The following is a 20298-nucleotide window of genomic DNA, read 5'->3' as shown; positions in this document are numbered from 1 at the left end:
GTCAGCCTCCACGGCCCACGCGGTTGGTCCTGGCGAGCAGCCAGAGAAGATACGGAGCGCCCACGATGCCGGTGACCACACCGACGGGCAGCACGACGCCCGGGATCGCGAACTGCGCCGCGATGTCCGAGACGACGAGGATGAGCGCGCCGAGCAGGGCGGACGGCAGCAGCGCGAGCGACCCCCGCCCGATCAGCCGGCGCGCGATCGGCGCCGCGAGGAACGCGACGAACGACACGGGCCCTGCGACCGCGACGGCGATGGCAGCCAGCGCGACGGCGACGGCGACGACGGCGAGACGGGTCCGCTCCGGCCGCACGCCGAGCCCGGCGGCGAGGTCGTCGCCCAGCGACAGCGCGCCGAGCGGACGCCCGGCGACCAGCGCGCAGGGGACCAGCACGGCCGTCCCCACCGCCAGAACCAGCAGCGCCGCCGGGTCGACGGCGTTGAGGCTGCCGGTGATCCAGACCAGGGCCTGCTGCACATCCCGCACGTCGGCGCGGGTGAGGACGTACGAGACGAGCCCTCCGCAGAACGCGGCGACGCCGATCCCGACCAGCACGAAGCGGTAGCCGCTGACGCCGCGCCGCCACGCGAGCACGTAGATGAGGGCGGCCGCCGCGAGGGTGCCGCCGAGCACCACCGCGGAAAGGGCCAGTCCCGTCAGCCCGAACCAGAGGAGCGCGACGGAACCGGTCGCGCTCGCCGCCGCGGTGATGCCGATGATGTCGGGACTCGCCAGCGGATTGCGGGCGACCGATTGGATGAGCGCGCCCGAGAGCCCGAGGCAGGCGCCGACGAGAGCCCCGGCGACGAGGCGCGGGAGGCGCAGCTCCAGGATGACGAACGACGTCAGGCGGTCGGCGCGTCCGGCCAGGGCGGCCAGCACATCCAGCGGGGCGACCGAGGCGGCGCCGAGCGTGAGGGAGACGGCGGCGACGATGACGAGGAGCAGGGCGAGCAGTGCGGAGACGCGCGCGAGTCGTGAGCGGCCCGTGCGGCGGTCGTGGCGCACGGCAGCGATGACCTCTCCTTGCGCCACGGCCTCGCTCGCGACGGCCGGCGCCGCATCCCGCCCGCTCACAGGCCCACCACCCGCCGGCGGCGCACCAGCGTGATGAACACCGGCGCCCCCACGAAGGCGAGCACCACGCCCACCTGCAGCTCGCCGGGCGGCGCGATGACGCGGCCCAGGATGTCGCACCCGAGCAGCAGCGACGGCGCGATCAGCGCCGAGTACGCGAGGATCCAGCGGTAATCCGCCCCGACGATCCGGCGGGCGATGTGCGGCACGATGAGTCCGGCGAACGCGATCGGGCCGACGGCCGCCGTCGCGGAGCCGCACAGCAGCACGACCGCCACCCCGCACAGCGCCCGCGTGACGCCGACGCGCTGCCCGAGCCCCCGGGCCACGTCGTCGCCGAGGGCGAGACCGTTCAGCAGCCGCCCGAGCGCCAGCGCCAGAACCGCGCCCGCGGCGAGCGTGGGCAGGATCTGCCAGAGGATGCCGAACCCGCGACCGGCGAGCGAGCCGACCTGCCAGAAGCGCATCGCATCCAGTGACACCCGGCTGGTCAGCTGCACCGCGGTGATCAGGGAACCGAGCGCGGCGGAGACCGCCGCTCCGGCGATAGCCAGCTTCACAGGCGTGGCGCCCTCCCGGCCGAGCGACGACACCGCGTACACCAGGGCCGAGGCGAGCGCCGCTCCGGCGAACGCGAACCACAGGTAGCCCGACGGCGCCGCCACGCCCAGGAACGCGATGGCCACCACGACCGCCAGGGAGGCGCCGAAGTTCACGCCCAGGATTCCCGGATCGGCCAGCGGGTTGCGCGAGAGCCCCTGCATGACGGCCCCGGCGAGCCCGAGCCCCAGGCCCGCGGCGATTCCGAGCAAGGTGCGGGGGAGCCGGCTGTCCACGACGACCAGGGCGTCCGCATCCGACCGGGAGTAGTGCGTCAGGGCGTGGAGCACGTCCGCCGGCGCGATGGTCCGCGCGCCGACCATCAGGCTCAGGACGCAGAGAAGCGCGAGCAGCACGACGGCCGCCACGACGCCCGCCAGCAGACGCCGGCGCCGCCGGGGCAGAGGGGACGGCGCACCGCCACTCCCCGCCCGCCCGGCGACCGGGATGACGACGCTCGAACGCATGCGCCGCTACTTCACCGCGTCCGCGGCCTTGGCGAGCTCGGGCACGTAGCGGTCGAGCATCCACGGGATGCTGAGCACGCTCGGTGCGCTCGTCGCCGCGACGAACGACTCGCCCACGATCGGGGCGAAGCGGCCCTCCTTGATGGCCGGCATGGCGGCCACCAGAGGGTCGGAGGTGAACGCATCCACCGACGCCTGCTTGTCGAAGTACATGACCAGCAGGTCGGTGTCGATCTTCGAGAGGTTCTCGTTGCTCAGCTGGTAGTAGAAGCTGCCGTCGCCCTTGGACGCGTCGAGGGACTCGATGCTGGGGGAGGTCTTCAGCCCCAGATCGCCGAGGAGCTGAACGCGCGGGTCCTCTGCGCGGTAGACGTTCAGCTTGCCGGGCTCGTTGGCTGCCGCGTAGAAGAAGGTCTTGTCCGTGAGCACCGGGTACTTCGCGGCGAGCGCGTCCACCTGGTCCTCGGTCTTGGTCACCAGGGCGTCAGCCTCCTTCGTGAGGCCCAGGGCCTTGCCGACGATCGCCGTCTGGTCGCGCCAGCTCGTCGCCCACGGCTTCTCGGGGTAGGCGACCACCGGGGCGATCTTGCTGAGAGTGTCGAACTCCGCCTGCGTCAGGCCGGAGTAGGGGGCCAGGATCACGTCGGGCTTCGCCTGGACGAACTGCTCGAACGGCACCTCGCCGGAGGCGGCGTCGAGCAGCTGCGGGGTCGTGCCTTTCAGCTCCTCGATGCGGTCCGCGTCCCAGGGGAGCACGCCGTCCGTGTTGCCGCCGTAGGTGAACTCCGGCATCGCGACCGGCACGATGCCGAGCGCCAGCACGATGTCCTGCGCGCCCCATCCCCAGGTCGCGATGCGCGTTGGCTTCTTCTCGATCGTCGACGAGCCGAGTGCGCTCTCCACGGTGACGGGGAAGCTCCCGGAGGCGTCCTTCGCCGTGGTCTGCCCGCCGGAGCCGCCGGCGCTGCAGCCGGTGAGCAGCAGGGCGGCGGAGGCGACAGCGGCGGAGGCGATCAGGGCGAGGCGCGACCGGCGGGCGGCGCGAGGGGCAGAGAGCATGGTTCTCCTCGGGAGGGCGGGTCAGGGTTCTTCGGGCTCAATGGCCCGTATTAGGCAAGCCTAACCTAATCTCTGTAACCGTCAACGTGACGGGATCGCCGCGGCGAGCGGGCGCGCAGGGCCGGCAGCGCGTCCGCCCGGATGCCGATCGCCATTCGGGTGAGGCGCCTCCTGGCGCGCTCCTGGCCTCCAGCGGGCGCGCTGCCGACCGATGTCTGGCAGCGAGCAGGCGTCGTGGTCGGACGGATGCGACTCATGCCAGGTCCTCCTGGGAGGACGCCACCGAACCGCGCTGCTCGCGCGGCATCAGGGTGGCTACGCGATCAGGCTACGCTCGCGTGAGGTGCGGCACCATCCCCGCGTTTCCGTCCACAGAGGCGTCCGTCGATGAGTTGTCCACGGATTCCCGCGCGCGAGGTTCCCTATATCGCTTCATGGAAGAATCGACGCATGGCCTCACCGATCACCCCGCCCCGCGGCATGCGCGACTTCCTCCCGGCCGAGAAGGCGCGCCGCGAGCATGCGCTCGGGGTGATCCGCCGCAGCTTCGCGGCGCATGGGTTCGACGAGATCGAGACGCCGGTGGTCGAAGATGTCGCGCGCCTCCACTCGGGTCTCGGCGGCGACAACGAGAAGCTGTCGTTCAGCATCCTGAAGCGGGGGCTCGACGGCGACGACCTCACCGCGGCGATCGACTCCGGCGACCTGCTCGGCCTCTCCGACCTGGGCCTCCGCTTCGACCTGACCGTGCCCCTCGCCCGGTTCTACGCCTCGCACCGGGGCGAGCTGCCGCCGGTGTTCCGCAGCATCCAGATCGCGCCGGTCTGGCGGGCGGAACGGCCGCAGAAGGGCCGCTATCGCCAGTTCGTGCAGTGCGACATCGACATCATCGGCGAGCCGACGCAGCTGGCCGAGGTGGAGCTCATCACGGCGACCGCTGCTGCCCTCGAGGCACTGGGCCTCACCGACTGCACGATCCGCATCAACGACCGCCGCATCCTCAACGGCCTGCTCGAGTACTGCGGCTTCGACGAGGCCCGCTGGCCCCAGGTGCTGATCTCGATCGACAAGCTCGACAAGATCGGCGCCGAGGGCGTCGTGGCCGAGCTGGCCGAAGGCGGAGCGGACGCGGCCGCGGTGCTCGGCGGTATCCTGGCCGACCTCGAGCCGCACCTCGCCGACGGCGGAGTGGAGCTGACGGTCGAGGCGATCAGCGCCATCCTGCCCGACGGGATGGACACCGACGCGGTCGCCGACCTGGAAGCCCTCGCCCACGCGCTCGACACGCTGCCGCCGGGCGTCAGCCTGCGGTTCGACCCCACGCTCGTGCGCGGCATGGGGTACTACACGGGCACCATCTTCGAGATCGCGCACCCCGGCTCCGGCAGCTCGGTCGGCGGCGGCGGGCGCTACGACGGCATGATCGGCCGCTTCCTCGGCACCGACGTCCCGGCGGCCGGCTTCTCCATCGGGTTCGAGCGGGTCGTCGACCTCATCGAGCTGCCGGAGGATGCGGCGCAGGAGTCGGTCGTGCTGGTCTACGACCCGGCCGTCCCGCTCGATCGCCTGCTCGCGATCAAGTCGCAGCTGATCGCCGGCGGAGCCCGTGTCCGCCTCGACCGCCGGGCGAAGAACCTGAAGGCCGTGCTCGACCGCGCGGCCGCGTCCGGCTTCCGCTCCTTCGCGTTCGTCGACCCCGGCACGGCCGACGCGTCTGCGCTTGAGGTCAAGACGCTGGACTGACGCGTTCCGCCGCGTCACTAGACTGACTTCGGAATCCCACGAAAAACCACGCAAGGAGACAGTTGTGGCTGCAATCGAAGCTGTAGGCGCTCGCGAGATCTTAGACTCGCGCGGAAACCCGACCGTCGAGGTCGAGGTGCTCCTCGAGGACGGCACGGTCAGCCGCGCCGCGGTCCCGTCCGGCGCATCCACCGGTGCGTTCGAGGCCTACGAGCTGCGAGACGGCGACAAGGAGCGCTACCAGGGCAAGGGCGTGCTCAAGGCCGTGGATGCGGTGCTCGACGAGCTCGGCCCGGCGATCGAGGGCTTCGAGGCCTCCGACCAGCGGCTGGTCGACGAGGCGCTCATCGACCTCGACGGCACCGACAACAAGAAGCGCGTCGGCGCCAACGCCATCCTCGGCGTCAGCCTCGCAGTCGCGAAGGCCGCGGCCGACTCGGCCGACCTGCCCCTCTTCCGCTACGTCGGCGGCCCCAACGCGCACATCCTGCCCGTCCCGATGATGAACATCATCAACGGCGGCGCTCACGCCGACACCGGCGTCGACATCCAGGAGTTCATGGTCCTGCCGCTCGGCGCCGAGACCTACTCCGAGGGCCTCCGCTGGGGCGTCGAGACCTACCACTCGCTCAAGGCGCTGCTGAAGTCGAAGGGCCTCAACACGGGCCTCGGTGATGAGGGCGGCTTCGCCCCCGAGCTCGAGAACAACCGCGCCGCACTCGACCTCATCTCCGAGGCGATCGAGAAGGCCGGCTTCACCGTGGGCCGCGACATCGCGCTCGGCCTCGACGTGGCCTCCACCGAGTTCTTCGAGAACGGCTCCTACCGCTTCGAAGGCCAGGAGCGCACCTCCGAGCAGATGAGCGCCTACTACCAGGAGCTCGCCGCCAATTACCCGCTGGTGTCGATCGAAGACCCGCTGGCCGAGGACGACTGGGACGGCTGGGCGCACCTCACCGAGCAGCTCGGCACCAAGCTGCAGCTGGTCGGCGACGACCTGTTCGTCACCAACCCGAAGCGCCTCGCGCAGGGCATCGCCAAGCACGCCGGCAACAGCATCCTCGTCAAGGTGAACCAGATCGGCACCCTGACCGAGACGCTGGACGCCGTGTCGCTCGCCCAGCGCAGCGGGATGACCGCCGTGCTCTCGCACCGCTCCGGCGAGACCGAGGACACGACGATCGCCGACCTCGCCGTCGCCACCAACGCCGGCCAGATCAAGACCGGCGCCCCGGCCCGTTCCGAGCGCGTCGCCAAGTACAACCAGCTGCTCCGTATCGAGGAGGAGCTGGGCGACGCGGCCGTTTACGCCGGCCGCACCGCCTTCCCGCGCTTCACCGCGTAGCGCGCGCCGCACGCGCACCGCGCCATCCGGCCCCCGGGGACCCGTCCCCGGGGGCCGTTCCGCGTCCCGCCGAGAAGCGACATCTGCTCACCACTCGGCGAGGATTCCGGCAACGACTCACCACTGGGCGTATGGGCGTGTGTCGGCGGGGAGGCACGTTCGCCGAGTTGCGACATGTGCTCACCGCTCGGCGCGGATTCCGGCAACGACTCACGACTCGGCCGGCGCGGGCGCGTGCGCGGGTGAACGGCACCCGCCGAGTTGCGACATCTGCTCACCATTCGGCGGCGATCGGGACGTCGAGTCACCGGTCGGCGCGCTCGCGTACGCAAGCGCAGCCGGAGGGACCGGCGGCGCGGCAGAATGGGGGGATGGTCCAGGCGGGGAGCGAGATCGTTCCGCTGGCGCTGTTCGTGGCGCTCGCGGTGCTGTTCGCCGTGCTCGGCGGGTTCTTCCTACTGCGGCCCGAGCGCGCGGTCGCGTTCTTCGCGGATGGGGATGCGCGCAAACGGTTCCGCGCCCGGGATGCGCGCGCGCTCGGCGCGGTGTTCGTGGTGGGCGGCGGCGCGCTCGCGGCGGTGGGGATCGTCCGGCTGGTCGCCGTCCTGAGCGCCGGCTGAGCGCATCCCGACACCCCGTCGCGCCGAGGGCGGGGGACCGGACATCGCCTACGATGAGAGGGGGCCGACCGGCCCCGACCAGCGCGCGAGACGACCGACGCGAGACGACACCGGGAGGGCCCATGGCGAAGCCGCGCACGCGCCGCGTCCCGGTCCGGATGTCGCGTCCGACCGGCACCGGGCACTGGCTCCGCCAGCTCCACTTCTCGGCGTTCTCGCTCGTCATGATGGGCGTGCTCGTGATGGCCGTCGTCATCCTGGCGCCGACCGTGCAGTCGTTCCTCGCGCAGCGGCAGCAGATCTCCGACCAGCAGCACGCGGTGGAGCGGCTGGCCGCCCAGGTGGATACGCTGAAGGACCAGCGCGCGCGCTGGAACGACCCTAGCTACCTGCGCGCGCAGGCCCGCGACCGCCTCTACTACGTCCTTCCCGGCGAGGTCAGCTACCTCGTCGTCGACGACCGGCCGCCGGCCGCCAAGCAGGACACCGCGCCGGTGAGCTCCCGCCTGCAGAAGACGCAGACCGACTGGGTCGGCTCGCTCTTCGGCTCGTTCATGGGCGCCGGCCTCACCGACGCCACGCCCCAGCAGCTGAGCGGGACCCCCGCGCCCGCCACCCCGAATCCCGCCCCGACCAAGTAAGCCAGCATGACCAGACCCCCTTCGAGCCCGTGACCGACGAGGACATCGCGGTCGTCTCCGAGCAGCTCGGCCGCCCCGCGCGCAACGTCGTCGGCATCGCCGCCCGGTGCGTGTGCGGCCGCCCCACCGTCGTGTCGACGGCTCCGCGCCTGGACGACGGGACCCCGTTCCCGACCTTCTACTACCTGACGCACCCGGCGGCGACGGCGGCGATGTCCGCGCTCGAGGCCACCCAGGTCATGAACGAGTACAACGAGCTGCTCGCATCGGACGACGACATCAGCGCGAAGTACGGCGAAGCGCACGCACAGTACCTCGCCGACCGCGAGTCGATCGCGGTGGTGGACGAGATCGCCGGCATCTCGGCCGGCGGCATGCCCTCGCGGGTGAAGTGCCTGCACGCGTTGGCGGCGCACGCGCTCGCCGCCGGTCCCGGCGTGAACCCGATCGGCGACCTGGCGCTCGCCCGCGGCGACTGGTCGCCCCAGGTCTGCGAGTGCCGCATCCACGTCGAGGACTGACCGGGCGACGCACAGCGGCACGGGCACGCACGAACGGCACGGGGGAGCAGGATGGGCGACAGGATGCGGCGCCTTGCCGCGACGCTCTCCGTCGCAGCCGTCGCCCTCGCGGCCGCGATCGTGCCCGCGACCCCTGCGCGCGCCGATCAGGTGCGCGACCTGGAGTACTGGCTGAACGACTACGGCTTCTCGCAGGCCTGGAAGACGACGCGCGGCGCCGGCGTGAAGGTCGCCGTCATCGACACCGGTGTGGACGGCTCCGTCCCGGATCTGGCCGGAGCCGTCGTGGGCGGCACCGACGTGTCGACCGTCGGTGCGGCCAACGGTCAGAGACCGCTCGGCGACGGCGAGAGCGCCAACCACGGGACGTGGGTGGCCTCGCTGCTCGCGGGGCGCGGAACGGGCGCACAGAGCGGCGTGCTGGGCGCGGCGCCCGAGGCGAGCATCCTCACCGTCTCCGTCGCCCTCGGCAAGGCGATGGGACCGGTCGGCAGCGACGAGCAGATCGCCGACGCCGTGCGCTGGGCCGTCGACAGCGGGGCCTCCGTCATCAACATGTCGCTCACCCGCAACACGCTCGACTGGCCGGCCAGCTGGGACGACGCGTTCCAGTACGCCTTCGCGCACGACGTCGTGGTCGTGGCGGCCGCGGGCAACCGGGGGAGCGGCACGAGCGAGGTCGGGGCGCCAGCCACCATCCCGGGCGTCCTGACGGTCGCGGGCGTCGACCGGGCGGGCAAGGCCAGCTTCGACGCCTCGGCGCAGGGCATCACGATCGGCGTCTCCGCGCCCAGCGAGCAGCTCGTCGGAGCCAGCCCGGGCGGAGGCTACGTGCAGTGGGCGGGCACCAGCGGCGCGACCCCGCTGGTCTCGGGAGCCGTCGCGCTGGTGCGCGCCGCGCATCCCGAACTGAAGGCGCCGGATGTGATCGAGCGCGTCATCCGCACCGCCAAGCCCGCCGGCGGCACGGTCCCGAGCCCGATCTACGGGTACGGGCTGCTGGATGCGGCCGCCGCGGTCACCACGGATGTCCCCCATGTGACCGCGAACCCCATGGGCGACCTCGGAGACTGGATCCGCCTCCACCGCCGGGCCCAGTCCCCGTCTGCCCCGGCGCCGCCCGCGCAGGGCGGCGGCGCGCAGGCGGTTCCCGCTCCGAAGAAGCTGGCTCCCGAACGCGCGCTACCATGGAGTCAGATCTTCTGGCCGCAATGGAGCGTCCTCACCGCTTTCTGGCTTCCATTCGCTCTGATCGCCGGCTTCCTCGTCCTCGTCGCCCTCGGCGCGGCCGGTGTGTCGTCGCATTTCAGGCGAATGCGCAGCAAGGAGTAATGTAGGCCCAAACTTTCGTGTTGAGGAGACGCATCACTGTGCCCAAAATCCTGATCGTCGGCGGCGGATACGCCGGCTTCTACACCGCGTGGAAGCTCGAGAAGCAGCTCCGCCCGGGCGAGGCCGAGGTCACCATGGTCGACCCGCTGCCCTACATGACGTACCAGCCGTTCCTCCCTGAGGTCGCGGCCGGCTCCATCGAGCCCCGTCACGCCGTGGTCGCGCACCGCCGCCACCTCAAGACGACCAACATCATCACCGCCAAGGTCACCTACGTCGACCACGCGCGCAAGGTCGCCACCATCCAGCCGCCGATCGGCGAGGCGTACGAGTTCGAGTACGACATCGTGGTGGTCACCGCCGGCGCCGTGTCGCGCACGTTCCCGATCCCGGGCGTCGCCGACCAGGCCGTGGGCCTCAAGAACATCGAGGAGGCCGTGTACATCCGCGACCGCATCCTCACCAACTTCGACAAGGCCGCCGGGATGCCGGCCGGCCCGGAGCGCGACCGCCTCCTCACTGTGGTGGTCGTCGGCGGCGGCTTCGCCGGCATCGAGATCTTCGCCGAGCTGCGGTCGTTCGCGAGCGCGCTGCTGAAGCGCTACCCGGAGATCGCCTTCGAGGACACGCACTTCCACCTGATCGAGGCCATGGGCCGGATCATGCCGGAGGTGTCGCTCCCGACCAGCCACTGGGTGATCAAGAACCTCGCCGAGCGTGGGGCGCAGATCCACCTTGACACGCAGCTGCAGAGCGCGGTCGACGGCGTCGTGCAGCTGTCCACCGGCGAGAGCTTCGAGACCGACCTCATCGTCTGGACCGCCGGTGTGATGGCGAACCCGACGATCGTCCGTCACACCGACCTCCCGATCGAGGAGCGCGGCCGTCTGCGCGTCCGCGCCGACCTGCGCGTGGGCACGGAGGACGAGATCATCCAGGATGCGTGGGGCGCGGGCGACGTGTCCGCCGTCCCCGACCTGACCGGCGCCGGCGTCGGCGGCTACTGCGTGCCGAACGCCCAGCACGCCGTGCGTCAGGGCAAGCTGCTCGCGAAGAACATCGTCGCCTCCCTGCGCGGTGAGCTGCCGCGCCAGTACTACCACAAGAGCCTCGGCGCGGTCGCCGGCCTGGGCGTCGGCATCGGCGTGCTGCAGTCCGGCAAGATCGCGATCAAGGGCTTCCTCGGCTGGGCCGCGCACCGCGGTTACCACGGCCTGGCGATGCCGTCGTGGGAGCGCAAGTGGCGCGTGCTGTGGGGCTGGTGGAACAACGTGTGGCTCGGCCGCGACATCGTGTCGCTCGAGGCCATCCAGAACCCGCGCGCCAACTTCGAGGAGTTCGCCGCCCGCCCGAAGCCGGCCGTCGAGGCCGCGGCTCCGGCGGAGCCCGCGAAGAAGGCCCCGGCCCGCAAGAAGGCCGAGCCCGCGACGAAGCAGCCCGCGGAGGTCTCCGCGAAGTAGCGTCCGAAGGCAACGCAGAAGGCCCGGTCCCGTAAGGGGCCGGGCCTTCGGCGTGTGTGCGAGCCGCGCATGCGGCAGAGCGATAGTCAGGCCGGAGTACCCCCAGTGGGACTCGAACCCACACTCGAGCGAGTTTAAGTCGCCTGCCTCTACCGATTGGGCTATGGGGGCGGAGCCGGCGGCTCGCCAGTGACGGAGACAGCGGCGGCGACGGGCGCGGTCGGCTCTAGCGGTCGCGGTACGGCGACTTGATCATCTGCACGATCGCCGCCGTGGCGATGCCGCCTCCGACGATGATGACGAGCCAGATGAAACCGATGAGCAGACCTTCCATGGGCTCAACGCTACACCGTCGGAACACTTGCCATGCGTGGCGAACCGGCCGAGGGTGGTGGGCATGATCAGGATCGGATCCATCGTGTGGGGCGTGCGCGACATCCCCCGGGCGGTCGCCTTCTGGACCGCCGCCCTCGGCTACCGGCCGCAGTACGAGCCCGATGTGGACTGGGCGCTGCTGGAGCCGGCGGAGGGCAGGGGCGTGCAGCTGGCGCTGAAGCTCGTGGGCAGCGAGACCAACCCGAGCCCGCGGCATCACCTCGACCTGTACGCGTCCGACCAGGCGGCCGAGGTCGAGCGGGTGGTCGGGCTCGGGGCGTCGCACGTCGAGTGGGAGTACGAGGAAGGCGCGGACTACGTCGTGCTGGCGGACCCCGACGGCAACCGCTTCTGCGTCGTCGACGCGGGGAGGCGGCCGCCGCCCCGTGACCGGCGGGGGCGTCTGCGAACACCCTCAGGGCATCCGAAGCGCTTCTCCACTCTTATGCCCCACAGTGGTGTCGACACCCTTTCTGGTGAGGTGTCCCTGACCCGGCCGGTGCCCGAGATCCCCCGACGCGGCCACCGGCCGGGTCTTCCTGTGCCCGGGCGCTTCCGGCGGGACGCCCGGATAGGCTCGACGGGTGACAACCCGGTGCCCCTGCCTCAGCGGCGAGACCTACGACGCCTGCTGCGGCCCGCTCCATCGCGGGGAGCCGGCCCCCACGGCGGAACGGCTGATGCGCTCGCGGTTCAGCGCCTTCGCCCTCGGCGATGCGGCGTACCTGCTGCGCAGCTGGCATCCGTCCACGCGCCCCGCCGAGCTGGAGCTCGATCCGGGCCTGCGCTGGTACCGGCTCGACATCGAGCGGACCGAGCGCGGCGGGCCCTTCGACCGTGACGGCGTCGTGGAGTTCATCGCGCACTACAGGGGGGACCAGCGGGGGAGCCAGCACGAAGTCTCGAGGTTCGTCCGCGAGGGCCGGGACTGGTTCTACCTGGACGCGGTGCCCGGCACCTAAGGAACGGTGCGGTCGAGCGCCGGCGCGACGAACCGCTCCCACAGCCAGACCGCGACGCTGGCGGCGGCGAAGCCGACGGCGAGACCGATGATGACGATGAGCCCGACTCCGCGTTCGACGAGGGAGGCGATCGGCAACAGGAGCGCGAACAGCACTGTGTAGACCACCAGGCTGAGACCGCCCCACAGCCAGCGCGACCACTGCACGATGGCGCGACCGGCCAGCCCGCCGAGCGGGAGCAGCATCACGGCGGCCGACCCGATGCCGGTCAGCGCCAGGGCGTTGACCAACTCCACGAGGAATGCGCTGAACGCGTCGTGCGGCGCTCCGAGCAGGCCCAGCGCCAGCCAGGCCAGCACCCCGAGGGCGGCGACGGCGGAGACCTGCACGGCGGCGATGCGGCCGCGGCGCACACGGCCCGCGTGCGGACCGAGCGCGAGGCCGAGCACCAGCGCGAACAGCAGCGCGGGGAGAGGCCGAGCAGGCGGGAGCCGATCGCCGCGACGGCCACCACGATGAGCAGGCCCGGGCGGAGGATCACCCGCGGGGCGGCGAGGTGCAGGTGGACGGCCAGCCCGCGACCGGCGAGCACCCAGACGGCGTTCACGACGGCGACCGCGAGGGCGACGGCGAGCAGCACGCTCGGGTACGTTCCGGCGTCCGGCACGGGGGCGGAGAGGGTGACGAGGAGTACGGCAGCGAGGCCGGCGCCGGCGGTGGCCCCGAGCGAGAGCCGGCCGGATGCGATGCCGGATGCGGCAGCACCGGCGCCGCCCGTCCCGGCAGCACCGCCGCCGACAGTGTCCCGCTCCGTTCCCGCCCTGCCCGGCGTCCGGCCGAAGAGCGCGGACGCGTCAGAGACGTCCGACCGGGGCCGGTTGCGCCCGAAGACGGAGGTGCGTGCGGCTCCTCGGGCGCGGTCCGCGCGGGCACGGGCGAGGGAGGCCGTGAGCAGGCGGGCCGGGAGCACGAGCAGCAGCAGGGCGGCGACCGCCAGCCCGACCGAGCGCATCCAGTCGGGCAGGGCGGCCGCGGAGACGGCGGGCGCGGAGGCGGTGGTGAACGGCGCATCCACCCACCCCCGCGTGTCCGGAGGCGTCGGGCCGGTGGGCGGTGCGGCCCCCGGCGACGCCGGCGCGGGCGTCGGAGACGACGGGGACGGGGTGGGGACGGGTTCGCGGGTCGGCGCGGGCGCCGCGGCGGGCGCTCCAGCCACGGCGACGCTGAGTGCCACGGTGTTGCTGCCGGCGCTCACGTTGCCGGCGGCGTCCCGCTGCAGTGCGGACAGCGTGTAGTCGCCGGCGGCGAGCGAACCCTGGCATGCCCAGGCGCCGGCGGACACGGTGGCGGTGCACACCACCGTGGTGCCCTGCGGGGTGGATGCGTAGAGCGTCACATGCGCGCCGGTCTCGCCGGCACCGGCGAACGAGACCGGGGCACCCGGCTGCGCCGAGCCTCCGGTCGGCGCGGAGATCGACGGGGCGCCCGGTGCCGTGCGGTCGACCTGGAGGGTGGCAGGCGCGCTCGCCGCGGATCGTTGCGAGGAGAAGTCCGCCACCTGGGTCGCCGTGACGGTGTGGCGGCCGTCGCCGAGGGCGCCGCTCAGCACGCACCCCCAGCTGCCGCTCGAATCGGCGGGGAAGGTGCAGCTCGCGCCGCTGTCGGCGGTGACCGTCACCCGCGCACCGGGGTAGGCGGAACCGCGCACGCCGCCCGTGGTCGAGACGACGCCCGAGCCGGCGATCACGGGAGGGTGCAGCACCTGCACGCGCGAGCTCACCGCGGCGCCCGACCGGGCCTCGGCCCGCACGGGAACGCCCGAGCCGTCGGGGAGCGTGGCCAGACCGCAGCTCCAGCGTCCGTCCGCCCGGACCGTCGTCGAGCAGCTCTCCGCAGCGCCGGGTGACGAGCCGCCGGAGACGTCCACGGTGTCGCCGGGCGTGCCGTGACCGGAGACCGCCACGGGGAAGACGGTCACGAGCCCGGAGGGCAGGCGGTCGAGGGTGAGCGGCTGCGCGGTCGGCGTCGGGGACGGGGTGCTCGACGGCGTCGTAGTGTCGGCGGGTGCGGGGGCCGACGGTGCGGCGGATGCCGGAGCAGTTGCGGTGCCTGCTGTGCTGGTGCCTGCTGTGCTGGTGCCTGCTGTGGCGGGGGCGCGGATGCCGGTTGCGGACTGCGTCGGTGCGGAGACGACGAGGGGTGCGGTGCCGCGGGCGGCTGCTGCGGGAGGTGCATCCCCGATCAGGCCGGCGGCGCTGAGCACCAGTGCGGCGAGGGCGGCGACGGACGCGAAAGACACCAGTCCGATCGACCCCCGTGGCCGGACTGGTGGTGAAACGTCGCTCGTAAATCCCCGCATTCCACCCCATTCCAGGGGGTGTGGGCCGTCTCTGTCAAACGAATGCGACGATTTGCGGCATACTGTCATCTGGGTCGACTGTCCCACTTTCTCCCGCGCGACGAGGCGCGGCGGAACCTCAGGAGTCCGGATGACGCGCATCCCGGTGGCGGACCGGCGCACGGCGCTGGTGCAGGCCGCGCTGCGGGTCGTCGCGCGCGACGGTGTCGCGGCCGCCAGCACCCGGCGCATCGTGGCCGAGGCGGGCATGCCGCTGGCCAGCTTCCACTACGTCTTCGCCTCACGCGACGAGCTCATGGCGCAACTGATCGACGCCGCGGTCGAGAGCGAGCAGCGCGACCTCGCCCCGGTGCTCGCCGGGCCGGCCGACGGCATGGGGATGCGCGACGCGCTCCGCGCGGGCCTGCAGCACTACTTCGACGGGGTCCGCGCCGACCCCGACCGCGAGAAGGCCATGCTCGAGCTGACCCAGTGGGCGCTCCGCGAGCCGGGGTTCGAACCCCTCGCCCGGCGGCAGTACGCCCGCTACCACGAGGTGGCGGCGCAGGCCGCGGCCGACGCGGCGCGGCTCACCGGGAGCGAGTGGATGCGTCCGCTCGACGAGGTGGCGCGCATCCTCGTCTCCTTCACCGACGGCCTCACGGTCGCCTGGCTGGTCACGCGCGACGACGCCGCGGCCGCCGCCATCATGGACGTCGCCGCCGACGCGCTCGCCGCCCTGACGGCCCCCGCGACCGCACCGACCGCACCGACCGCACCCGCCGCACCCGCCGCACCCGCTCTGAACGCGAGGCAACGATGACGAACACCACGACCCCGGCCGTCTTCGCCGAACCGGTCCGCAAGGTCCCCGGGCGCTGGATCGCCGCCTTCGCCGTCGCCTGGCTCGGCGTGTGGATGGCTCAGCTCGCGCCCATCCAGAGGCTGCTGCCCGATCAGGTCCAGACGCAGCTGAACACGACCGCCTGGGTGGACAACGTCATCGCGTTCGGCGTGATCTCCGGCATCTCGGGCGTCTGCGCGATCATCGCGTACCCGCTGACCGGCGCGCTCTCGGACCGCACCGTCAGCCGGTTCGGCCGCCGCCGTCCGTGGATCGCCGCCGGCGCCGTCGTCTTCGCCGCCTCCCTCGTGCTCCTCGGGCTGCAGACGACGATCGTCGGGATGGGCGTGTTCTGGTCGCTCGCGCTCACCGGGTTCTGCATCCTGACCGCCGCACTGACCGCGACGATCAGCGACCAGGTGCCGGTCGACCAGCGCGGTTACGTCAGCGGGTGGATCAGCGCGCCCCAGGCGATCGGCATCATCCTCGGCGTCGCGCTCGTCACCTACGTCTTCGCCGGCGCGGTGTTCGGGTACACCGCCATGGCCGTGCTCCTGCTGCTGCTCGTGCTGCCGTTCCTCTTCCTGCCGGACGCGGTGCTGCCGCGGGACCTGCGCGAGCCGATGACGTTCCGCAGCGTCATCGAGGGGCTGTGGATCAGCCCGCGCGCGCATCCGGACTTCGGCTGGACGCTGCTCAGCCGCGTGCTCGTCAACTTCGGCAACGCGTTCGGGACCTCGCTGCTGCTGTACTTCCTCGAGTTCGGCCTGCGCGACCCGCACGCCGACGACGACCTGCTCGTCCTCATCCTCATCTACATGGTCTTCGTGATCGTCGCCTCCCTGGTGCTCGGCCGGCTGTCGGACCGCCTGGGTCGCCGCAAGGCCTTCGTGTTCGTGTCGTCCGCCGTTCAGGGCGTCGCCGCTCTGCTGCTCGGCTTCGTGCCAGAGCTGTCCGTCGCCTTCGTCGCCGCCGCGCTGCTCGGGATCGGCTACGGGTGCTTCCTCAGCGTGGATCAGGCCCTCGCCACGCAGGTGCTGCCCGACCCCGAGACCCGCGGCAAGGACCTCGGCATCATGAACATCGCCCTCGCGGTGCCCCAGGCCGTCGCGCCCCTCTTCGGCGCCCTGATCGTGGCGGCCCTCGGCGGGTTCGCCGGCCTGTTCGTCCTGTCCGCCCTGTTCGCGTTCGCGGGTGCGCTCGCGGTCGCCCGAGTGAAAGCGGTGCGCTAGTGACCGTCCTCGACCTCTCCACCCCTCCGGTCGCGGCCGAGCGCACCTGGACGACGCCCGACGTCTTCTGGCCGTCCCTCTCCGCGGCGACCGCGCGGCTGGACCCGCCGCTCGCGGTGCTGCACCTCCCGGCGCTCCGGCACAACGCGCACGACATGCTGCGGCGGGCGTCGGCGCCGTCCGGCGGACCGCGGAAGGCCATCCGGGTCGCCTCCAAGTCGGTGCGCGTCCGGTCGGTGCTGGATGCGGTGCTCGCGCTGCCGGGGTATGCCGGCGTGCTCGCGTACACCCTGCCCGAGGCGCTCTGGCTGGCCGAGGGCGACGCCGGCCACCCGCCGATCGAGGACGTCGTGGTCGGCTACCCGACGGCGGACCGGGCGGCCCTGCGCCGCCTCGCCGCGTCTCCGGAGCTGGCGTCGCGGGTGACCCTGATGGTCGACTCCGTCGCTCACCTGGACTTCATCGACGCGGTGGTGCCGCCCGCCCAGCGGGAGACCATCCGGCTCTGCCTGGAGCTCGACTCCTCGTGGATGGCACCGGTGCTCGGGCACATCGGGGTGTTCCGCTCGCCGCTGTACACGGCCTCCGCGGTCCGCGAGGTGGCGGAGGCCATCGACCGGCGGGCCGGCTTCGCCCTGGTCGGCATGATGGGCTACGAGGCGCAGATCGCGGGCCAGGGCGACAATCCGGCCGGCAAGCCGGCGTGGGGTGCGACGCTGCGCTGGGTGCAGAAGAACTCGCGGGAGGAGCTGCTCCAGCGGCGCGGCGAGGCGGTCGCCGCGGTGCGGAAGGTCGCCGACCTCGAGTTCGTGAACGGCGGCGGGACCGGTTCGCTCGAGTTCACCGCGTCGGACGAGTCCGTCACCGAGATCGCCGCCGGCAGCGGGCTGTTCGGCGGGCACCTGTTCGACACGTACCGGTCGTTCCGCCCGGCGCCGGCCGCATCCTTCGCCCTCTCGATCGTGCGACGGCCCAACGCCGAGACCGCGGTGCTGCTCGGCGGGGGCTGGATCGCCTCCGGGCCGCCCGGGCCCGACCGGCTGCCGAAGGTGGAGTGGCCGACCGGGCTCACGATGGTCGGCCGCGAGATGGCGGGCGAGGTGCAGACCCCGCTGACCGGTGCGGCCGCAGGCGTGCTGCGCGTCGGCGACCGGGTGTGGCTGCGGCACACCAAGTCGGGCGAGCTCAGCGAGCACGTGGATGCGTTCCTCCTGGTGGACACGGTGGACGGCCGCCCGCAGGTCGTCGGCGAGGCGCCGACCTACCGCGGCGAGGGGAAGGTGTTCCTGTGACCGCGGCGGGCGGTCTCTGGCGCAACTGGGCACGCACCGAGGCGGTCCGGCCGCAGCGCGTCGAGCGGCCCGCGACGGCCGAGGCGGTGCAGCGCGCGGTGCAGGCGGCGGCGCAGAAGGGCATGCGCATCAAGCCGGTCGGCGCGGGACACAGCTTCACCGGGATCGCGGTGGCTCCGGGCGTCCAGCTCGACCTGGACGACCTCAGCGGAATCGTCGACATCGACCTGGAGCGCGGGCGGGTCACGCTGGCCGCCGGGACGCGCCTCCATCAACTCCCCGCGCTGCTGCGCCCGCACGGGCTGGGACTCGAGAACATGGGCGACATCGACCGTCAGTCGATCGCGGGAGCGACCTCGACCGGAACCCACGGCACCGGCGGGTCCTTCGGCGGCCTCGCCACGCAGATCGTCGGGCTGACGCTCGTCACGGGCGAGGGAGAGCTGCTGCGGATCGACGAGACGCAGAACGCCGAGCTGCTGCCCGCCGCTCGCGTCGGACTCGGGGCGCTCGGGGTGATCGTCGACCTGACCCTGCAGTGCGTGCCCGCCTACCTGCTGCAGGCGGTCGAGCGTCCGGAACCGCTGCAGCAGACGATGGACTCGTACCTCGCCCGGTCGTCGGAGGCGGACCACTTCGAGTTCTACTGGTTCCCGCACACCGAGACGGCGCTGACCAAGACGAACACGCGGCTCCCGCTCGCCGCCGAGCGCAAGCCGTTGTCGCGCACGGGACGCTGGGTGGACGACGAACTGCTCGCCAACCGCGTCTACCGCGGGGTCTGCGCGCTCGGCACCGTCGCGCCCGCCGTCATCCCGCCGTTCAGCCGGCTCGCGCAGCGGCTGACCGGCAACCGGGACTTCACGGACCTCGCACCCCGTGTGTACGTCACCAACCGGACGGTGCGCTTCCGCGAGATGGAGTACGCGCTGCCCCGGGAGGCCGTGCCGGCGGCGCTCGCCGAAGTGAAGGCGCTGATCGAGCGGCGCGGCTGGCGGATCTCGTTCCCGATCGAGGTGCGCAGCGCGGCCGCCGACGAGAACTGGCTGTCGACGGCGTACGGACGCGAGAGCGGGTACATCGCCGTGCACCGGTACTACCGCGAGGACCACCGCGAGTACTTCCGGGCGGTCGAGGAGATCATGGTCGCCCACGACGGACGGCCGCACTGGGGCAAGCTGCACACCCGGGATGCGGACGCGCTGCGGACGGTGTACCCCCGGTTCGACGACTTCCTCGCGGTGCGCGACCGCCTCGACCCCGGCCGCCGCTTCGAGAACGCCTACCTCCGCCGCGTCCTGGGCCCGTAGCCGCCGCCGCGCCCCTCGGCTCCCCCTCCGCTCGCCCGGCCGCTCCGCTCGCCCGGCCCCTCCGCTCGCCCGGCTGCGGCCGTTCCGCCGAGTGGTGAGTAGATGTCGCAACTCGGCCGTCGAAGGGACCACGACTCACCACTCGGCACGCCCGGGCGGCGACGCGGCCGCGCGGCTAGAAGCTTCCGCCCATCTCCTGGAGGCGCTCGACGCGCTCCGGAATCGGCGGGTGCGTGGAGAACAGGCGCGCCATGAGGCCCGGCTTCAGCGGGTCGTTGATCCACAGGTGCGCCATCGACGAGTTCTGCTTCTGCATCGGCCGGCCGTACGCCTCCAGTTTCAGAAGGGCGCTCGCCAGGGCGTCCGGGTGCCGGGTCGTCATCGCGCTCGTCGCATCCGCCAGGTACTCGCGCTGCCGCGACACGGCCAGCTGCACGAGCGTGGCGACCAGCGGAGCGATGATCGCGGCGACCAGGCCGAAGACCAGCACCACCGGGTTACCGCCGCCGTTGTTGTTGTTGTTGTTGCGGTTGCCGCCGAAGAACGCCATCCGCAGGAAGATGTCGGCGATGAGGCCGATCGCGACGGTGAGGCCGAACACGATCATCCCGAGCCGGATGTCGTAGTTGCGCACGTGCCCGAGCTCGTGGGCCATGACGCCCTCCAGCTCGGCATCGGTCATGATGTCGAGCAGCCCCGTGGTCGCGGCGACGGAGGCGTGCTGCGGGTCACGGCCGGTGGCGAACGCGTTCGGCGCGGGGTCGTTCACGATGTAGACCGCGGGCATCGGGGTGCCGGTGGTGATCGACAGGTTCTCGACGATGTTCCACAGGCGCGGGTTGTCCGCCTTCTGGATGGGGATCGCTCCCGACATGCTCAGCGCCTGGCTGCTCGCCAGGTAGTACTGGAACACGGCGTAGAGGATCGCCCCGATGACCACGACCACGAGGATCGTGTAGCTCTGGTAGATGTACGCCGCCAGCCATCCGAGCGCACCGATGAGTACCAGGAACAGCAGGATGATGAAGACGGTGTTGCGCTTGTTCCTGGCGATCGCCCTGTACATCTACGCC

18 protein-coding genes, 1 tRNA gene and 1 pseudogene are annotated in these 20298 nt (G+C 72.3%); 13 read left to right on the top strand and 7 right to left on the bottom strand.

From position 1 onward, the window contains the following. Nucleotide 1: 1 nt before the first annotated feature. Genes ACQ86M_RS09260 through ACQ86M_RS09250 form a run of 3 tightly spaced genes read right to left on the bottom strand, consistent with a single transcriptional unit; the run spans nt 2 to nt 3210 of the window. On the bottom strand, nt 2-1084 hold the full coding sequence (locus ACQ86M_RS09260; protein WP_431247828.1) for a FecCD family ABC transporter permease: 1083 nt from the start codon (nt 1082-1084) through the stop codon (nt 2-4). Continuing rightward, nucleotides 1081-2151, bottom strand: coding sequence for a FecCD family ABC transporter permease (locus ACQ86M_RS09255; RefSeq protein ID WP_431247827.1), 1071 nt, complete (start codon nt 2149-2151; stop codon nt 1081-1083). Before ACQ86M_RS09255 ends, ACQ86M_RS09260 begins: the two co-directional genes overlap by 4 nt. A 6-nt stretch (nt 2152-2157) precedes the next feature. Further along, on the bottom strand, nt 2158-3210 hold the full coding sequence (locus ACQ86M_RS09250) for an iron-siderophore ABC transporter substrate-binding protein (RefSeq protein WP_431247826.1): 1053 nt from the start codon (nt 3208-3210) through the stop codon (nt 2158-2160). A gap of 450 nt (nt 3211-3660) precedes the next feature. On the opposite strand from ACQ86M_RS09250, the gene hisS reads away from it, so the two are divergent. From hisS to ACQ86M_RS09215, 7 genes are all read left to right on the top strand, one after another. Further along, nucleotides 3661-4953 carry a histidine--tRNA ligase gene (gene hisS / locus ACQ86M_RS09245; protein ID WP_431247825.1) on the top strand — a complete coding sequence of 431 codons (1293 nt, stop codon included), beginning with the start codon at nt 3661-3663 and terminating at the stop codon, nt 4951-4953. A 64-nt stretch (nt 4954-5017) separates the two neighbouring features. Next, nucleotides 5018-6298: a phosphopyruvate hydratase gene (gene eno / locus ACQ86M_RS09240; protein ID WP_431247824.1), complete on the top strand. Its 1281-nt coding sequence runs from the start codon at nt 5018-5020 to the stop codon at nt 6296-6298. A 371-nt stretch (nt 6299-6669) separates the two neighbouring features. Then, nucleotides 6670-6918: a hypothetical protein gene (locus ACQ86M_RS09235; protein WP_431218417.1), complete on the top strand. Its 249-nt coding sequence runs from the start codon at nt 6670-6672 to the stop codon at nt 6916-6918. 122 nt (nt 6919-7040) lie between these two features. Then, complete coding sequence (locus ACQ86M_RS09230; RefSeq protein ID WP_431247823.1) at nt 7041-7559, top strand: FtsB family cell division protein; 519 nt, start codon at nt 7041-7043, stop codon at nt 7557-7559. A 29-nt stretch (nt 7560-7588) separates the two neighbouring features. Continuing rightward, nucleotides 7589-8080, top strand: a complete 492-nt coding sequence (locus ACQ86M_RS09225; protein WP_431247822.1) for a DUF501 domain-containing protein — start codon at nt 7589-7591, stop codon at nt 8078-8080. Nucleotides 8081-8143: 63 nt separating this feature from the next. Next, a complete protein-coding gene (locus ACQ86M_RS09220) occupies nt 8144-9412 on the top strand; it encodes a S8 family serine peptidase (RefSeq protein ID WP_431247821.1) in 1269 nt (422 codons plus the stop codon). Between the two features lie 38 nt (nt 9413-9450). Beyond that, nucleotides 9451-10872, top strand: a complete 1422-nt coding sequence (locus tag ACQ86M_RS09215; protein ID WP_431247820.1) for an NAD(P)/FAD-dependent oxidoreductase — start codon at nt 9451-9453, stop codon at nt 10870-10872. A gap of 97 nt (nt 10873-10969) precedes the next feature. Here the strand turns inward: ACQ86M_RS09215 and ACQ86M_RS09210 are convergent. Further along, nucleotides 10970-11043 (bottom strand) — tRNA-Leu (locus ACQ86M_RS09210). Nucleotides 11044-11269: 226 nt separating this feature from the next. Here ACQ86M_RS09210 and ACQ86M_RS09205 point away from each other — a divergent pair. Beyond that, a pseudogene (locus ACQ86M_RS09205) lies at nt 11270-11596 on the top strand (VOC family protein); the annotation flags it as partial. A 235-nt stretch (nt 11597-11831) separates the two neighbouring features. After that, entirely contained in the window at nt 11832-12209 is a 378-nt protein-coding gene (locus ACQ86M_RS09200; RefSeq protein ID WP_431247819.1) for a YchJ family protein, read from the top strand. Here the strand turns inward: ACQ86M_RS09200 and ACQ86M_RS09195 are convergent. Further along, nucleotides 12206-12505, bottom strand: coding sequence for a hypothetical protein (locus ACQ86M_RS09195; protein ID WP_431247818.1), 300 nt, complete (start codon nt 12503-12505; stop codon nt 12206-12208). The genes ACQ86M_RS09200 and ACQ86M_RS09195 overlap by 4 nt on opposite strands. Then, nucleotides 12478-14508 (bottom strand): Ig-like domain-containing protein, encoded by a 2031-nt coding sequence (locus ACQ86M_RS09190; protein WP_431247817.1) that lies wholly within the window; start codon nt 14506-14508, stop codon nt 12478-12480. The genes ACQ86M_RS09195 and ACQ86M_RS09190 overlap by 28 nt, the downstream gene beginning before the upstream one ends. A gap of 190 nt (nt 14509-14698) precedes the next feature. Here ACQ86M_RS09190 and ACQ86M_RS09185 point away from each other — a divergent pair, with 190 nt between their 5' ends. From ACQ86M_RS09185 to ACQ86M_RS09170, 4 genes are read left to right on the top strand one after another with little or no spacing between them, the layout of a single operon-like run. Beyond that, nucleotides 14699-15370, top strand: coding sequence for a TetR/AcrR family transcriptional regulator (locus tag ACQ86M_RS09185; RefSeq protein WP_431247816.1), 672 nt, complete (start codon nt 14699-14701; stop codon nt 15368-15370). After that, complete coding sequence (locus ACQ86M_RS09180; protein WP_431247815.1) at nt 15367-16623, top strand: MFS transporter; 1257 nt, start codon at nt 15367-15369, stop codon at nt 16621-16623. Before ACQ86M_RS09185 ends, ACQ86M_RS09180 begins: the two co-directional genes overlap by 4 nt. Next, nucleotides 16623-17915 carry an amino acid deaminase/aldolase gene (locus tag ACQ86M_RS09175; protein ID WP_431247814.1) on the top strand — a complete coding sequence of 431 codons (1293 nt, stop codon included), beginning with the start codon at nt 16623-16625 and terminating at the stop codon, nt 17913-17915. The genes ACQ86M_RS09180 and ACQ86M_RS09175 overlap by 1 nt, the downstream gene beginning before the upstream one ends. Continuing rightward, on the top strand, nt 17912-19225 hold the full coding sequence (locus ACQ86M_RS09170) for a D-arabinono-1,4-lactone oxidase (RefSeq protein ID WP_431247813.1): 1314 nt from the start codon (nt 17912-17914) through the stop codon (nt 19223-19225). The genes ACQ86M_RS09175 and ACQ86M_RS09170 overlap by 4 nt, the downstream gene beginning before the upstream one ends. Before the next feature lie 175 nt (nt 19226-19400). Here ACQ86M_RS09170 and ACQ86M_RS09165 read toward each other — a convergent pair whose 3' ends face one another. Then, on the bottom strand, nt 19401-20291 hold the full coding sequence (locus tag ACQ86M_RS09165; RefSeq protein ID WP_431247812.1) for a M48 family metalloprotease: 891 nt from the start codon (nt 20289-20291) through the stop codon (nt 19401-19403). Between the last annotated feature and the right edge of the window lie 7 nt (nt 20292-20298).

The organism is Leifsonia xyli subsp. cynodontis (genome assembly GCF_050632205.1).
Taxonomy (GTDB): Bacteria; Actinomycetota; Actinomycetes; order Actinomycetales; family Microbacteriaceae; genus Leifsonia; species Leifsonia xyli_D.
Note: the sequence above shows the minus strand (reverse complement) of the source record. Positions and strands in the feature narration are given on the sequence as shown.

Bases quoted from the DNA above. Each gene is read 5' to 3' on its own strand.
- ACQ86M_RS09235 (WP_431218417.1), top strand. From the start codon at position 6,670: ATGGTCCAGGCGGGGAGCGAGATCGTTCCGCTGGCGCTGTTCGTGGCG.
- ACQ86M_RS09255 (WP_431247827.1), bottom strand. From the start codon at position 2,151: ATGCGTTCGAGCGTCGTCATCCCGGTCGCCGGGCGGGCGGGGAGTGGC.
- ACQ86M_RS09185 (WP_431247816.1), top strand. From the start codon at position 14,699: ATGACGCGCATCCCGGTGGCGGACCGGCGCACGGCGCTGGTGCAGGCC.
- hisS (WP_431247825.1), top strand. From the start codon at position 3,661: ATGGCCTCACCGATCACCCCGCCCCGCGGCATGCGCGACTTCCTCCCG.
- ACQ86M_RS09250 (WP_431247826.1), bottom strand. From the start codon at position 3,210: ATGCTCTCTGCCCCTCGCGCCGCCCGCCGGTCGCGCCTCGCCCTGATC.
- ACQ86M_RS09220 (WP_431247821.1), top strand. From the start codon at position 8,144: ATGCGGCGCCTTGCCGCGACGCTCTCCGTCGCAGCCGTCGCCCTCGCG.
- ACQ86M_RS09230 (WP_431247823.1), top strand. From the start codon at position 7,041: ATGGCGAAGCCGCGCACGCGCCGCGTCCCGGTCCGGATGTCGCGTCCG.
- ACQ86M_RS09180 (WP_431247815.1), top strand. From the start codon at position 15,367: ATGACGAACACCACGACCCCGGCCGTCTTCGCCGAACCGGTCCGCAAG.
- ACQ86M_RS09165 (WP_431247812.1), bottom strand. From the start codon at position 20,291: ATGTACAGGGCGATCGCCAGGAACAAGCGCAACACCGTCTTCATCATC.